The sequence below is a fragment of the Microbacterium sp. YJN-G genome (assembly GCF_015040615.1).
Lineage (GTDB): Bacteria > Actinomycetota > Actinomycetes > Actinomycetales > Microbacteriaceae > Microbacterium.
Genome location: NZ_CP060402.1, coordinates 1,240,142 through 1,253,588, shown reverse-complemented (window position 1 = coordinate 1,253,588; position 13,447 = coordinate 1,240,142). Strand labels below are relative to the sequence as shown.

Annotated in this window: 12 protein-coding genes; 7 read left to right on the top strand and 5 right to left on the bottom strand. The window is 69.1% G+C overall.

Features of this window, described 5'->3' with window-relative positions:
* Nucleotides 1-10 precede the first annotated feature (10 nt).
* Together H7694_RS05820 and lysA are read right to left on the bottom strand one after the other, a co-directional pair.
* Nucleotides 11-1,324, bottom strand: a complete 1,314-nt coding sequence (locus tag H7694_RS05820; protein WP_193598585.1) for a homoserine dehydrogenase — start codon at nt 1,322-1,324, stop codon at nt 11-13.
* Nucleotides 1,325-1,401: 77 nt separating this feature from the next.
* The gene (gene lysA / locus H7694_RS05815) at nt 1,402-2,790 is read right to left on the bottom strand and encodes a diaminopimelate decarboxylase (protein WP_193598584.1); all 1,389 of its coding nucleotides are present in this window, start codon (nt 2,788-2,790) and stop codon (nt 1,402-1,404) included.
* 120 nt (nt 2,791-2,910) lie between these two features.
* Between lysA and H7694_RS05810 the strand changes: the two genes are divergently transcribed.
* Nucleotides 2,911-3,954: a YhjD/YihY/BrkB family envelope integrity protein gene (locus H7694_RS05810; protein ID WP_193598583.1), complete on the top strand. Its 1,044-nt coding sequence runs from the start codon at nt 2,911-2,913 to the stop codon at nt 3,952-3,954.
* A 181-nt stretch (nt 3,955-4,135) separates the two neighbouring features.
* Entirely contained in the window at nt 4,136-4,456 is a 321-nt protein-coding gene (locus H7694_RS05805) for a GIY-YIG nuclease family protein (protein WP_193598582.1), read from the top strand.
* A gap of 257 nt (nt 4,457-4,713) precedes the next feature.
* Here H7694_RS05805 and H7694_RS05800 read toward each other — a convergent pair whose 3' ends face one another.
* Genes H7694_RS05800 through H7694_RS05790 form a run of 3 tightly spaced genes read right to left on the bottom strand, consistent with a single transcriptional unit; the run spans nt 4,714 to nt 8,178 of the window.
* Nucleotides 4,714-5,481 (bottom strand): DUF2993 domain-containing protein, encoded by a 768-nt coding sequence (locus H7694_RS05800; RefSeq protein WP_193598581.1) that lies wholly within the window; start codon nt 5,479-5,481, stop codon nt 4,714-4,716.
* 1 nt (nt 5,482) lies between these two features.
* Nucleotides 5,483-7,150 (bottom strand): arginine--tRNA ligase, encoded by a 1,668-nt coding sequence (gene argS / locus H7694_RS05795; RefSeq protein WP_193598580.1) that lies wholly within the window; start codon nt 7,148-7,150, stop codon nt 5,483-5,485.
* A 44-nt stretch (nt 7,151-7,194) separates the two neighbouring features.
* Nucleotides 7,195-8,178, bottom strand: a complete 984-nt coding sequence (locus H7694_RS05790) for an N-acetylglucosamine kinase (RefSeq protein ID WP_193598579.1) — start codon at nt 8,176-8,178, stop codon at nt 7,195-7,197.
* A gap of 90 nt (nt 8,179-8,268) precedes the next feature.
* Here H7694_RS05790 and H7694_RS05785 point away from each other — a divergent pair, with 90 nt between their 5' ends.
* The 5 genes from H7694_RS05785 (at nt 8,269) to H7694_RS05765 (ending at nt 13,384) form a co-directional block, all read left to right on the top strand.
* A complete protein-coding gene (locus H7694_RS05785; RefSeq protein WP_193598578.1) occupies nt 8,269-9,207 on the top strand; it encodes a MurR/RpiR family transcriptional regulator in 939 nt (312 codons plus the stop codon).
* The gene (locus H7694_RS05780) at nt 9,204-9,956 is read left to right on the top strand and encodes a sugar isomerase domain-containing protein (RefSeq protein ID WP_193598577.1); all 753 of its coding nucleotides are present in this window, start codon (nt 9,204-9,206) and stop codon (nt 9,954-9,956) included. Before H7694_RS05785 ends, H7694_RS05780 begins: the two co-directional genes overlap by 4 nt.
* 85 nt (nt 9,957-10,041) lie before the next feature.
* Nucleotides 10,042-11,460 carry an N-acetylglucosamine/diacetylchitobiose ABC transporter substrate-binding protein gene (ngcE, locus tag H7694_RS05775; protein ID WP_193598576.1) on the top strand — a complete coding sequence of 473 codons (1,419 nt, stop codon included), beginning with the start codon at nt 10,042-10,044 and terminating at the stop codon, nt 11,458-11,460.
* On the top strand, nt 11,457-12,479 hold the full coding sequence (locus H7694_RS05770) for a carbohydrate ABC transporter permease (protein ID WP_193598575.1): 1,023 nt from the start codon (nt 11,457-11,459) through the stop codon (nt 12,477-12,479). The genes ngcE and H7694_RS05770 overlap by 4 nt, the downstream gene beginning before the upstream one ends.
* Nucleotides 12,476-13,384, top strand: coding sequence for a carbohydrate ABC transporter permease (locus H7694_RS05765; RefSeq protein ID WP_193598574.1), 909 nt, complete (start codon nt 12,476-12,478; stop codon nt 13,382-13,384). Before H7694_RS05770 ends, H7694_RS05765 begins: the two co-directional genes overlap by 4 nt.
* The last annotated feature ends 63 nt before the right edge of the window (nt 13,385-13,447 follow it).

Sequence of the window (13,447 nt, the reverse complement as noted above, 5' to 3'; positions counted from 1 at the left end):
ACGCCCATCCTCACTCCCCCTCGACGCGCAGCACCGACACGACGCGCTCGACGACATCGCTGCCGGCGAGGCGTGCGACGGCGGCGCTCAGGGCGCTGTCGGCGGCGCGGTGCGTGCCGATGATGAGCCGTGCGGTCTCCTCCTCGCCCTCGGCGACGGGAACGACGGTCTGCACGAGCCTCGCGACCGAGACGCCGCCCTCGCTGAGCAGTCCGGCGATCGTGGCGAGCACGCCTGGCTCGTCGGAGACCTCGAGGGTGATCTGGTACCGGGTCACGACGTGCCCGATCGAGACGACCGGCAGGTTGGCGCGCGTCGACTCGCCCACGCCGACACCGCCGGCGATGTGGCGGCGGGCCGCCGAGACGACGTCGCCGAGCACGGCGGATGCCGTCTGCACGCCGCCGGCACCGGCGCCGTAGAACATCAGCGAGCCGGCGGCCTCGGCCTCGACGAACACGGCGTTGTTCGCACCGTGCACGGAGGCCAGCGGGTGGGTCCGAGGCACGAGTGCCGGGTAGACGCGCACCGAGATGGACTCGGCATCCTCGCCGTTCAGTCGCTCGCACACGGCGAGCAGCTTGATGACGAAACCGGCCTCGCGGGCCTGCTCGATCATCGCGGCGGTGATCGAGGTGATGCCCTCGCGGTGCACGGCCTCGAGTGGGACGGCGGTGTGGAAGGCGAGGCTCGCGAGGATCGCCGCCTTCTGCGCGGCGTCGTAGCCCTCGACATCGGCGGTCGGGTCGGCCTCGGCGTAGCCGAGGCGCTGGGCGTCGGCGAGCACGTCGGCGAAGTCGGCGCCCTCGCTGTCCATCCGGTCGAGGATGTAGTTGGTGGTGCCGTTGACGATGCCCATGATGCGCACCACGCGGTCGCCGGCGAGTGAGTCGCGCAGCGGCCGGATGATCGGGATGGCGCCGGCGGCTGCCGCCTCGTAGTAGACGGACGCGCCGACCCGGTCGGCGGCCTCGAACACCTCGGGGCCGTGGGTGGCGAGCAGCGCCTTGTTGGCGGTGACGACGTCGGCGCCGGAGCCCAGGCCAAGCAGGATGTGCGAGCGGGCCGGCTCGATGCCGCCCATTAGCTCGATGACGATGTCGGCTCCGGTGATGAGCGACTCGACGTCGGTGGTGAACAGCTCGCGGGGCAGGTCGACGTCGCGGGGGGCGTTAACGTCGCGCACGGCGATGCCTGCGAGCTCGAGGCGCGCACCGGCGCGGTCAGCCAGCTCGTCACCGTGTCGCAGCATCAGGGATGCCACCTGGGAGCCCACGGCTCCGGCGCCCAGCAGCGCCACGCGAAGTCGTCGGTACTCAGTCATCTGCGCTCCTCAGCACGTCGGGTACAGGTCTTGTCGGTTTCGGGATGCGTCGCAGCCGCGTCGCTCCCCGGGCCGGGTCATTCGATTCCGGCGTCGCGGCCCAGCAGGTCGTTCAGTGTCTCGCCGCGCACGATCACACGGGCCGCGCCGTCTGCGACGGCGACGATGGGCGGGCGGGGCACGTGGTTGTAGTTGCTCGACAGCGGCGCGCAGTACGCGCCGGTCGCGGCGACGGCGAGCAGGTCGCCCGGTGCGACGTCGGCGGGCAGGTGCTCATGGTCGACGACGATGTCGCCGGACTCGCAGTGCTTGCCGACCACCCTCGTCAGCGCAGGCTCGCCGGAGCCGGCGCGCGATGCGAGCCGGGCGGAGTACTGCGCCCCGTACAGTGCGGGGCGGGCGTTGTCGCTCATGCCGCCGTCGACGCTCACGTAGCGACGGCTGCCGGTGTCGAGCGCGACGTCCTTGATCGTGCCGACCTCGTACAGCGTGACGCCGGCGTTGCCGACGATCGCTCGGCCGGGTTCGAACGACAGCGCGGGCACGGGGATGCCGCGTGCCGCGCAGCCCTCGGCGACCGCCGCGACGATGCCCTCGGCGAGCTCGGCGATCGGCGTCGGGGTGTCGGCGCGGGTGTAGGCGATGCCGAAGCCGCCGCCGAGGTTGAGCTGCGGGATGTCGCCGCCGGCGAGCAGTTCCTGGTGCAGGTCGAGCACGCGGGAGGCCGACTCGCGGAATCCGGCGACGCCGAAGATCTGCGAGCCGATGTGGCAGTGCAGGCCGGCGAACTCGAGCCCCTCGATGTCGCGGATGCGCGCCACCAGGGTGGGAGCCAGTGCCAGGGGCGTGCCGAACTTCTGGTCCTCGTGGGCGGTGGCGAGGAAGTCGTGGGTCTCGGCGTGCACGCCGCTGTTCACGCGCAGCATCACCCGCTGGGTGGTGCCGGTGCGCGAGACGATCGCTGCGAGGCGCTCGATCTCGATCTCGCTGTCGATGACGATGGTGCCGATGCCGACCTCGACGGCCCGCTCCAGCTCGGCGACGGACTTGTTGTTGCCGTGGAAGCCCAGCCGCGCGGCATCCGCTCCGGCTGCCAGGGCGACCTCGAGCTCTCCGCCGGTGCAGACGTCGACGTTCAGTCCCTCATCCGTCACCCAGCGCACGATCGTCGTGTTCAGCAGCGCCTTGCCCGCGTAGTAGACGCGGGCGGTGGTGCCGTGCGCGGCGGCGGCCGCGTCGAAGGCGGACCGGGTCTGCGCGGCGCGGCGGCGCACCTCGGTCTCGTCGAGCACCTGCAGCGGGGTGCCGAAGGTGCGGGCCAGTTCGCCCGCGGTGACGCCGCCGATGACCAGTTCGCCGTCCGCGTCGCGCACGGCCGAGGCCGGCCAGACGCCGGGGACGAGGTCGTTGGCGTCGTCCGGGACGACGAGCCACTCGGGGGCGATGGAGGAGACAGCTGAATGCACAGGGCACCAATCGTGGGGCGGGAATCTCGGGCGCAGCGCGCACGGCGAGGTTGCCCCGATTCTAAGGCACCCCCGGTCAACCCCCTGCCAAGATCACGTCCCGTGGCTAGGGTGAGGCAGATGAACGGCTCAACCGGTACTCGTCGTGAGGGCTTCTTCGCCCGGACCTCGTCCGCCGTGATCCGGTGGGCCCTGAGATGGCGCATCGTGCGAGCCGCCCTGCTGTACAGCGGCAAACGCGGGCCGGCGCTGGCGGATGCCGTCACCTACCGCACGCTCTTCAGTGTCTTCGCGGGCGTGCTGCTGGGGTTCTCGGTCGCGGCGCTGTGGCTGACGGGAGATGACGAGGCGTGGACCGCGGTGGTGTCCGCCGTCAACTCGGCGGTTCCCGGGCTCATCTCGACCGATGGCGAAGAGGGCATCGTCGATCTCGACAAGCTCGGGGCTCCCACCGGCCTGTCGATCGCCGGGACGATCTCGCTGGTCGGTCTGATCGCGTCCGCTCTCGGAGCGATCGGTGCGCTGCGCATCGCGATGCGCATCATCGCGGGCACCTCCGCCGCCGACATCACCTGGTACAAGCTGATCCTGCGCAACCTGCTTCTCGCAGTGCTGGTGGGCGGCGTGTTCGTCGGGGCAGCCGGCGTGACCTTCGCCGGAGAGCTGGTGGTGCGGCAGGTCGCCGCGTGGGTGGGGCTGCCGGAGGATTCGCCGGTCGTGTTCTGGACGGTGCGGCTTCTCTCGCTGCTCATCGTGCTGGCGCTGAACGCAGTGGTCATCGCTGCAGCGTTCCGCATCCTCTCCGGCGTGCGGGCGACGGGCCGCGCGCTGTGGGCCGGTGCCCTGCTCGGCGGTGGCGCACTGCTGGTGCTGCAGGAGCTGTCCGGGCTGTTCGTCGGCGGGGCTCGCGCCAATCCCCTGCTCGCGTCATTCGCCTCGCTGCTGGCACTGCTGCTGTGGCTGAACCTGTCGGCTCAGGTGATCCTGTTCGCGAGTGCGTTCATCGTCGTCTCGGTCGCGGAGCGCGGCGACCGGGTCGCCGCACGGTACAGCGCCGAGACGCTGGCTGAGAACGCGCTGCACCAGGCGGAGCAGGACGTCCGTGTCGCCACCGCCGCGCTGCGCGACGCACAGCATGACGTCGCCCAAGAGCGAGCCCGCTGACCCTCACGTGCGTCGGGATGGGATGCTTCGACAGGCTCAGCAACCCATCCCTCAAAAACCCCGTCCCACCTGGGTCCCTGAGCCTGTCGAAGGGCCGACCTGGTCCCTGAGGCTCTCGAAGGGCCCCAGGCAGTTATCCACAGCCTCCCGCAGCATCCGCCACCGGTAGGACGATGGACAGATGCCGTGGACCTACATTCTCAAGTGCCGCGACGGTGCGTATTACACCGGCAGCACCAACGGCGAGCTGGACTCTCGAGTGTGGGAGCACAACCATGACGATGAGCGCGCGGCGGCATTCACCCGCAAGCGACGGCCGGTCAGCCTTGTCTACGCCGAAGAGTTCGAGACCGTCGACGCTGCGTTCGTCCGCGAGAAGCAGATCCAGGGATGGAATCGGAAGAAGAAGGAAGCGCTGATTCGTCTCCGCGGAGATCAATTGCCGGCCTTGGCGATCGCGATGCGGGATCGAGAACCGTCTGTTCGCGATACCCCTGACTGACGGCCCTTTGTCGGTTAGGGCCCTTCGAGAACCTCAGGAACCCAAGCAGGCTGGGATGCTGAGGCTCTCGAAGCACCCAGCCGAACCCACGAGCACGGCCCTTCGAGAGCCTCAGGGACCCAACAGATGCCGCACTGAGCAGACTGGGATGCTGAGGCTCTCGAAGCACCCAGTCGCACACACGGACGCCCACACCGCGGTTGGGGCCCTTCGAGAGCCTCAGGGACCCAACCGCTGCATCCAATCTCACACGTGGGTCAGCAGGTGCCGGGGTCTAGGAGGGCGGGGTCGACGGCGATGCGGCCGTCGGCGCTGATGTCGGCGACCGCGCGGGTGCCCTCGATGCGCAGACCGGTGAGGGTGATCCCGGCCGGAAGCCGGTCGGCGATACACACGCGCTGCGGTTCGGCCAGACGCTTCCCCGCCTCACCGAGCAGCGTCGCCAGGCGGCTCAGCTCGATCTCACTGCCGCCAAGCGTGACCGAGACGGGCATGATCAGCAGGTCACCACCGTCCGCTCCCGGTGTGAAGGTGAACCCGAACGGGATGTCACGGGCGAACAGCGGGACGCTGCCCTGCAGCGTCACGTTCGGCTCATCCAGCGTGAGCTCGGCGCCCGGCAGCTGCGAGTTCTCCAGCAGGCGGGCGAACTGACCCTGCCCGATCGCCACCGTGCCGGTCGCCGATCCGAGCTCGCCGCCGCGCAGCGGCACACCCGTCGCCGTCACATCCGCGGCGCCGGTGATACCGCCGATGGTCACGGCATCCGACGACAGTCGCAGCTCATCGAGACTGCCGCCGATCAGCTGCGGAAGAAGGATGCCGCGGGCCTCGACGTCGAGCTGCTGATCCGCCGGCAGCTCGAGCTCCGAGATGACCAGCGATCGCACGGTGGACGGAACCACCGTGCGGGCGACCGCCTCCGCCACCACGACGAGCGCCGCCAGCAGCACGACGACGATCAGGAGGACCCACGGCCAGCGCGCCCGCCGCCGCTTCGCCGTCCCGATCGGCTCGCCCGTCATGTCACATCCGCTCGGGTGCGGACACGCCCAGCAGCTCCAGACCGTTGCGCAGCACCTGGCCGGTGGCGTCGTTCAGCCACAGGCGGGTGCGGTGCACCGACTCGATCGGGTCGTCGCCCTTGGGGATGACCCGGCAGTTGTCGTACCAGCGGTGGTAGAGCCCGGCCAGCTCCTCCAGGTAGCGGGCGATGCGGTGCGGTTCGCGCACCTCGGCGGCGAAGGCGACCAGGCGCGGGAACTCCTGCAGGGCGCCCAGCAGCGCACTCTCGGTCTCGTGCGTGAGCAGCTCGGGCGCGAACTCCGAGCGGTCCACCGCCGAGTCGGCGGCGTTGCGGGCGACGTTGTGGGTGCGCGCGTGCGCATACTGCACGTAGAAGACCGGGTTGTCGTTGGTGCGCTTCTGCAGCAGCTCGGGATCCAGGTCCAGCGGCGAGTCCGCCGGAGAGCGCTCCAGCGAGTACCGCAGCGCATCCGACCCCAGCCAGTCGAGCAGGTCGTCCATCTCGATGATGTTGCCCGCGCGCTTGGACAGCCGGGCGCCGTTGATCGACACCATCTGGCCGATCAGCACCTGGATGTTCGTCTCGGGGTCATCGCCCGCGGCCCCCGCCACGGCCTTCAGCCGGTTCACGTAGCCGTGGTGGTCGGCGCCGAGCAGGTAGATCTTGTTCTGGAACCCGCGGTCACCCTTGTTCAGGTAGTAGGCGGCGTCGGCGGCGAAGTAGGTGTACTCGCCGTTGGAGCGGCGGATGACGCGGTCCTTGTCGTCCGTGAAGTCGGTGGTGCGCACCCAGACGGCGCCCTCCTCGTCGAACACGTGTCCCTGCACGCGCAGACGGTCGACGGCCTGGTCGATCAGACTCGGTCCGCCGTCCTCGGATGCGGCGTGCAGGGTGCGCTCGGAGAACCACACGTCGAAGGGCACGTTGAAGCGCTCGAGGGAGTGGACGATCTCGGCGAGCTGGTACTCGTAGGCCTGATCGCGTGCCACGACGAGCTGCTCGTCCTCGGGCAGCGAGAGCAGGCCGGGGTGTGCGGCGAGCACGCGCTGCGCGAGCTCGGCGATGTACTCGCCCGGGTAGCCGTCCTCGGGGGTCGGCTCGCCCTTGGCCGCGGCGAGCACCGAGCGGCCGAAGCGCTCCATCTGCGCGCCGGCGTCGTTGATGTAGTACTCGCGCACGGCGTTGGCGCCGCTGGCGAGCAGCAGCCGCACGATCGAGTCGCCGAGCGCCGCCCAGCGGGTGTGCGCGATGTGCAGCGGGCCGGTGGGGTTCGCCGAGACGAACTCGACGTTCACCGAGACCCCGACCTGCGAGTCGTTGGTCCCGTAGGCGGCTCCCGCATCGACGATGGTCTTCGCGAGGGCACCCGCGGCCGCGGCATCCAGCCGGATGTTGATGAACCCGGGCCCTGCCACCTCGGAGGCCGCGATCCCCTCGACGGCCGTCAGCCCGTCGGCGATCTCCTGGGCGAGCTCGCGCGGGTTCGTTCCGAACCGCTTCGCCAGGCGCATCGCGATGTTCGACGCCCAGTCGCCGTGGTCCCGGTTGCGCGGGCGCTCGAGCACGACATCGGATGCCGTCAGCCCCAGCTCCTCACCGGGTCGCCGCGATGCCGCGATGGGTGACAGAACGGCGAGGACGGCTGCGGCGAGGGTTTCAGGGTTCATAGACCCTCAAGTCTACGGCCCGCGCCCCGCGGCTCCGGCGCCGGTCAGCGGAAGGCGGCGATCGTCTCCGTGAGGCGCGCATGCACGGCCTCGTCGGGGGTGCCGCCGGCCGCCCGGATGGCCAGTACGGCAGCTCCCACGGCCCCGTCGCCGACAGGGCGCAGGTCGAGTTCCGCTGCGGCGTCACCGAGCCTGGTCAGGAACGCGTCGCGCACCGGTCCGGTGCGCGACAGCACGCTGCCGCCGATCACGAGGGGCCCCGGGCCCGCCAGCACGGCGCTGAGACTGTCGGCGAGGTGCACTCCGGCGGCGGAGAGGATGCCGTCGGCGACGGCATCCGTCTCCTCGAACGCAAACGGGGCGAGGACGGCGAGCTCGATCGGCGGGCGGGCGTACAGCGCCCCGACGAGCTCCTCGAGCTCGCGCGGCCGGCCGTCGATGCGGGCGCCGGAGCGCGACAGTCCGTAGTGCGCGAGCACCCGGTCGGTGAGACCGGTGGCGGGGCCGGTGCCGTCGAGGTCCTGCACGGCGGCGCGGGCGATCTCCCGGCCGATCCAGAACCCGCTCCCCCGGTCGCCGAGCAGCCAGCCCAGACCGTCGGCGACGTCATCGATCCGGCCGTCCCGCACCCGGATCACGCACGCACCGGTGCCCGACACCAGTGCGTATCCCGAGACGGATGCCGCGCCGCTGAAGTAGGTCGCGAGCAGGTCGGATTCGAACACGAGCCGTCCGGTGAAGCCGTTCGCGACGAGTCTGTCGAGCAGCCAGTCGGCACCGCCGGAGGCCCGCATCCCCGCCATCGCCGCGACGATCACCGTGATGTCGGAGAGGGAGTGCTCAGTACCGGACAGGGCGACGCCGATGGCATCCAGCACCCCGTCCGCGGCGCGGTCGGGACCGGCCGAGATCGGGTTGCCACGCCCGCCCCGGCCGTAGCCGAGGCACCGGCCGGTCAGGTCGGCGAGCACCGCCCGGGTGGACGTCCCGCCGGCGTCGATTCCGAGCAGGAGCGCTTCGTGACTCATTCGTGATGTTGTCCTATTTGACGTTTTCGTCGCATGAGAATAGTTTTCATCACAACGACGAAAACCCGGGTGGGAATTCAGGAGGCAATGGTGCCACGGACCAGACAGTTCGGCAACGGAATGACGATCGCGCGCCGCATCGCGGCCGGTCGTCACACCATGCCTGCGGCGATGAGCAGGATCGCCGACGTCGTCACGGTGCACCCCGCCGCTCCGGTCGAGCTGACCATCACCGAGCTCGCCGAGCGCGCCGGCACCTCCCCCGCCACCGTCACACGCTTCTGCCGCGCACTCGGCTTCGACGGCTACACGCAGTTCCGCGTCGGCGTCGCGAGCGAGATCGGCCGCGGCGACGCCGATGAGAGCTGGCAGGCCGACATCGGCGAGGAGTTCGGCGTCGACGACGCCCCCGGCAAGGTGCTGCAGACCCTCGTGGCCCTGCATGTGGAGAGCCTGGAGAGCACGGCGGCCCGCCTCGACCTCGACAGCGTGATGCAGGTCGCCAACGCCATCGCCGCCGCCAAGCACGTCGACATCTACGGCGTCGGAGGCAGCGGTGTCATCGCGCGCGAGTTCCAGGGCCGGCTGTACCGCATCGGCGTGAGCGCACACGCGTGGTCCGACGTGCACGACGGTCTCACCAGTGCGGTGATGCAGAACACGTCATCCGTCGCCATCGGGATCTCGAGCACCGGCCGCACCGACGAGACCGTGCAGATGCTCTCTCAGGCGGGTGCGGCCGGCGCGTTCACCGTCGCCATCACCCACGACGTCGACTCGTGGCTGGCGGGCCTCGCGGATGTCTCGCTCGCCACCGCCGAGCCCTCGCACTACCTGCGACCGGATGACCTCTCGGTCAAGCACTCGCAGCTGCTCGTGCTCGACCTGCTCTACCTGCTCGTCGCGCAGCGGATGTTCGGCGAGGCCTCCACGCACCTCGCCGCCAGCGCCATGGCTGTCTCCGGCCACCGCCGGCCGCCTCGCGCTCCCGCCCCGAAGCCCGTCGCCGTCGCAGAGGAGAACCGATGACCGCCACCCCGACCGACCTGCTGCGCGAGGCCAGCAGGCGCCTCGAGCGTCTCGCCGCCGACGCCGAGTCCGGTGCGCTCGATGCCGCGGTCGCACTGATGGTCGACGCGCTCGACGCGGGCGGGGTCATCCAGGCGTTCGGCACCGGCCACTCCGAGGCCTTCGCCATGGAGATCGCCGGCCGTGCCGGGGGACTCATCCCCACCAACAAGTTCGCACTGCGCGACATCGTCCTGCACGGCGAGCGCGAACTCGACGTGCTCACCGGTTCACTGGAGCGCGAGCCGTGGGTGGTCGACGAGCTGATGGCGACCGTCCCGGTCGGCGAAGGCGACGTCTTCCTCATCGCCTCGAACTCGGGCGTGAACGGCTCGATCGTCGGCACGGCACTGTGGGCGCAAGAGCGCGGTCACAAGGTCATCGCCGTCACCAGCCTCGAGCACACGACGCGCGTGCAGCCCAAGCACCCCAGCGGCAAGCGCCTCAGCGAGGTCGCCGACGTCGTGATCGACAACCTCGCCCCCTACGGCGACGCGACGCTCGAGATCGGCGACGGCATCGCCGCCGGCGCGATCTCGTCGATCACCGCCGCCTTCATCGCGCAGCTGCTGACGCTCGGCGTCGCGCGCACGATCGCCGATCGCGGCGACACTCCCCCGATGTACATCTCCGCCAACATCCCCGGCGGCGATGACCACAACTCCGTCCTTGAGGACCGTTACGCGGGCCGCATCCGACGGGGAGCTTGATCCTCCGAGCTCACCTGGGACCCTGAGCTCGCCGAGGCCCGACAACCCAACACACCGATCAACAATCACTACGGAAGGTATGAAGATGGACCTCAACGAAGCATCCATCAGTCGCCGCAACCTGCTGCGCGGTGCCGCGACGGCGGCGCTGCTGCTGCCGTTCGGCATGAGCCTCGCATCCTGCGCCGCCCCCGGCGGCGGGGGTGGCAATGACACCCCGGCCGGCGAGGTCACCGCCGACAACCCGTTCGGCGTCGCGGCGAACTCGAAGGTCGACGCGGTCATCTTCGACGGCGGTTACGGCATCGACTACGTCGAGAACTCGGCCAAGATCATGGAGGGCAACGACAAGCTCGGCGGCGTCTCCGTGAAGGTGTCGTCCTCGACGAAGATCGCGCAGGAGCTGCAGCCGCGCTTCGTCGGCGGCAACCCGCCGGACCTCATCGACAACTCGGGTGCCAACTCGATCGGCTGGAGCACCATCCTCGAGCAGCTCGAGGAGCTCGACGACGTGCTCGACTCGGACAACCTCGAGGGCGAGAAGATCCGCGACACGCTCTTCGGCGGCGTCGAGGCGCCCGGCACGTTCGACGGCCGCTTCGTGGCACTGAACTACGTGATGACCGTGTACGGCATCTGGTACTCCTCCAGCCTGTTCGAGGCGAACGGCTGGGAGGTGCCCACCTCGTGGCAGGACCTCAAGACGCTCGGTGCCGCGGCGAAGGAGCAGGGCAAGTACCTCTTCCTCTGGGGCAAGGAGGCGGCGACCTACTACCAGACCATGGTCGTGGACTCCGCGGTCATCCAGGCCGGCGACGACGTGCGCATCCCGCTGGAGAACCTCGAAGAGGGCTGCTGGTCGCACCCGGCGCTGCAGGGCATCCTCACCGTCCTGCACGAGCTGATCCAGTCCGGCTACGTCAAGCCGGGCGGCGCGGGCACGCAGTTCACGCAGGCCCAGGCGCAGTGGAGCCTCGACCAGGAGGCGCTGCTGTACCCCTCGGGCTCGTGGATCGAGAACGAGATGAAGAAGACCACGGCCGAGAACTTCAAGATGAAGGGCATCGCCGAGCTTCCCCTGGACGGCAACCAGAGCACCCCGGCGGGCACCATGCGCGCCGAGGCGGGCGAGCCGTTCATCGTCCCCTCGAAGGCGAAGAACGTCGCCGGCGGCAAGGAGCTGCTGCGCACGATGCTGTCGAAGGAGTCCGCCACCGCGTTCGCCAAGTCGAAGCTCGCGCCGACCATCGTCAAGGGCACCGTCCCCGCCGACGGCTTCGGCTCGACCGCTCTCGTCTCGCAGTCCGAGATGCTCGCGGCGGCCGGTGAGAACGTCTTCACGATCAAGTCCTTCAACCTGTACGGCATGAACTCCGACCAGCTGCCGATCTGGAACTCGTTCCTCGACGGCAAGATGACGGTCGCCGAGATCACCAAGCAGCTGCAGGACCTCACCGACAAGATCCGCAACGACAGCTCCATCGAGAAGATCGAGATCAAGTGAGCTACTCCACCGTCAGCGGTGGACCGGGGCTTGAGACGGCCGCGGTCACCGCAGCCCAGGCGGGACGGCGCAAGCCGTCCCGCCTCGGGCGGCGCCGGCTGACCTTCGACTTCGTCTCGTTCCTCGTCGTGTTCCTGGGCCTGCCCCTGGCGATCTTCCTGATCTTCGTGATCTCGCCGTTCCTGCAGGCCCTGTACTACGGCATGACGAACTGGACCGGTTTCTCCGCGACGATGGACTTCGTCGGCTTCGACAACTACGTCCGGCTGTTCCAGGACTCCACCTTCCTCCTGGCGATGCGCAACAACATCGTCCTCGCGATCGTCGTGCCGCTGATCACCATCGTGATCGCGCTGATCTTCGCCAGCATGATCACCGTCGGCGGCCCGAGCCACGGTCAGGTGCGAGGTCTGAAGGGGTCGAGCTTCTACCGCGTCGTCTCCTTCTTCCCCTACGTGATCCCCGCGATCGTCATCGCGATCCTGTGGAACATGATCTACACCCCCTCAGGCGGCCTGCTCAACGGCATCCTGGCCCTGTTCGGCGTCACCGACCTGCCCGCGTGGCTGGGCGACGAGCGCACCGCCATGGGCGCGACGATCTTCGTGATCGTGTGGAGCATGGTCGGGTTCTACATGATCCTGTTCATCGCCGCGATCAAGGGGATCCCCGCCGAGACGCTCGAAGCCGCCCGCATCGACGGCGCAGGACGATTCCGCACCGTGATCTCGATCCTGCTGCCGCAGATCCGCGACAACGTGCAGACCGCGTACATCTACCTGGGCATCCTCGCCCTCGACGCCTTCGTCTACATGGCCGGCCTGAACTCCACCGGCGGACCGGGCAACAGCACCCTGGTGATGAGCCAGTACCTGTTCCGCACCGCGTTCGAGAAAGGTCAGTTCGGCCTGGCCACCGCGATGGGCGTGATCCTCGCGGTCGTCACCCTGCTGTTCGCCGCTCTCGTCATCGGCGCGTTCCGCCTGATCGGCGGCAAGGATGAAGGAGTACGCGCATGAGCACGCAGACGCGCGCCGCGGTCACGATCGACCGCACCTCGAAGACGCCGACGCCCACCCGTACGGTGAAGTCGACCACTGGCGACAAGGTCGTCGGCGGCGTCTCGCACGTGGTCATGGCGCTCTGGTCGATCGTCGTGATCCTGCCGATGGTGTGGACGCTGATCGGGTCGTTCAAGTCGACGACCGAGATCTTCGCCTCACCGTTCGGCCTGCCGGCTGAGTGGAACTTCGACAACTACATCAGCGCGTGGGTGGACAACTCCTTCGGCCTGATGTTCCTGAACACGGTCATCGTGGTGGGCGTCTCGCTGGTGCTGGTCATGATGCTCGGCGCCATGTGCGCCTACGTGCTGGCGCGGTTCTCGCTGCCCGGCAGCCGGCTCATCTACTACCTGATGCTGGCGGGGCTCACGTTCCCGATCTTCCTCGCCATCGTGCCCCTGTTCTTCATCCTGCAGAACATGGGCCTGCTGAACACCCTGACCGGTCTGATCATCACGTACGTGGCGTTCGCCCTGCCGTTCACCGTGTTCTTCCTGTTCTCGTTCTTCAAGTCGCTGCCGTACGAGATCCAGGAGGCCGCCTACGTCGACGGTGCCAGCGAGTGGCGCACCTTCTTCCAGGTGATGCTTCCGATGGCCAAGCCCGGCATGGCGGCGGTGGCCATCATGAACTTCCTGGGCCTGTGGAACCAGTTCCTGCTGCCGATCTCGCTGAACACCGACAAGGACAGCTACGTGCTCTCGCAGGGAATGGCGTCCTATGCGTCGTCCGCGGGCTACGCGCTGGACTTCGGGCAGATGTTCGCCGCCGTGATGATCACGATCATCCCGGTGCTGATCGTCTACGTGCTGTTCCAGCGTCAGCTGCAGGGATCCGTCGCGCAGGGCACCTCGAAGTAACCTCCGTGATGCCCGCCCGATCGCCCCTCCCCGCCCACGCGGCGGAGGGGCGATCGTGTTCGC

Coding starts and splice junctions, on each gene's coding strand:
- H7694_RS05820 (WP_193598585.1), bottom strand. CDS start 1,324: ATGACTGAGTACCGACGACTTCGCGTGGCGCTGCTGGGCGCCGGAGCC.
- H7694_RS05810 (WP_193598583.1), top strand. CDS start 2,911: ATGAACGGCTCAACCGGTACTCGTCGTGAGGGCTTCTTCGCCCGGACC.
- H7694_RS05805 (WP_193598582.1), top strand. CDS start 4,136: ATGCCGTGGACCTACATTCTCAAGTGCCGCGACGGTGCGTATTACACC.
- H7694_RS05800 (WP_193598581.1), bottom strand. CDS start 5,481: ATGACGGGCGAGCCGATCGGGACGGCGAAGCGGCGGCGGGCGCGCTGG.
- argS (WP_193598580.1), bottom strand. CDS start 7,150: ATGAACCCTGAAACCCTCGCCGCAGCCGTCCTCGCCGTTCTGTCACCC.
- H7694_RS05790 (WP_193598579.1), bottom strand. CDS start 8,178: ATGAGTCACGAAGCGCTCCTGCTCGGAATCGACGCCGGCGGGACGTCC.
- H7694_RS05780 (WP_193598577.1), top strand. CDS start 9,204: ATGACCGCCACCCCGACCGACCTGCTGCGCGAGGCCAGCAGGCGCCTC.
- ngcE (WP_193598576.1), top strand. CDS start 10,042: ATGGACCTCAACGAAGCATCCATCAGTCGCCGCAACCTGCTGCGCGGT.
- H7694_RS05765 (WP_193598574.1), top strand. CDS start 12,476: ATGAGCACGCAGACGCGCGCCGCGGTCACGATCGACCGCACCTCGAAG.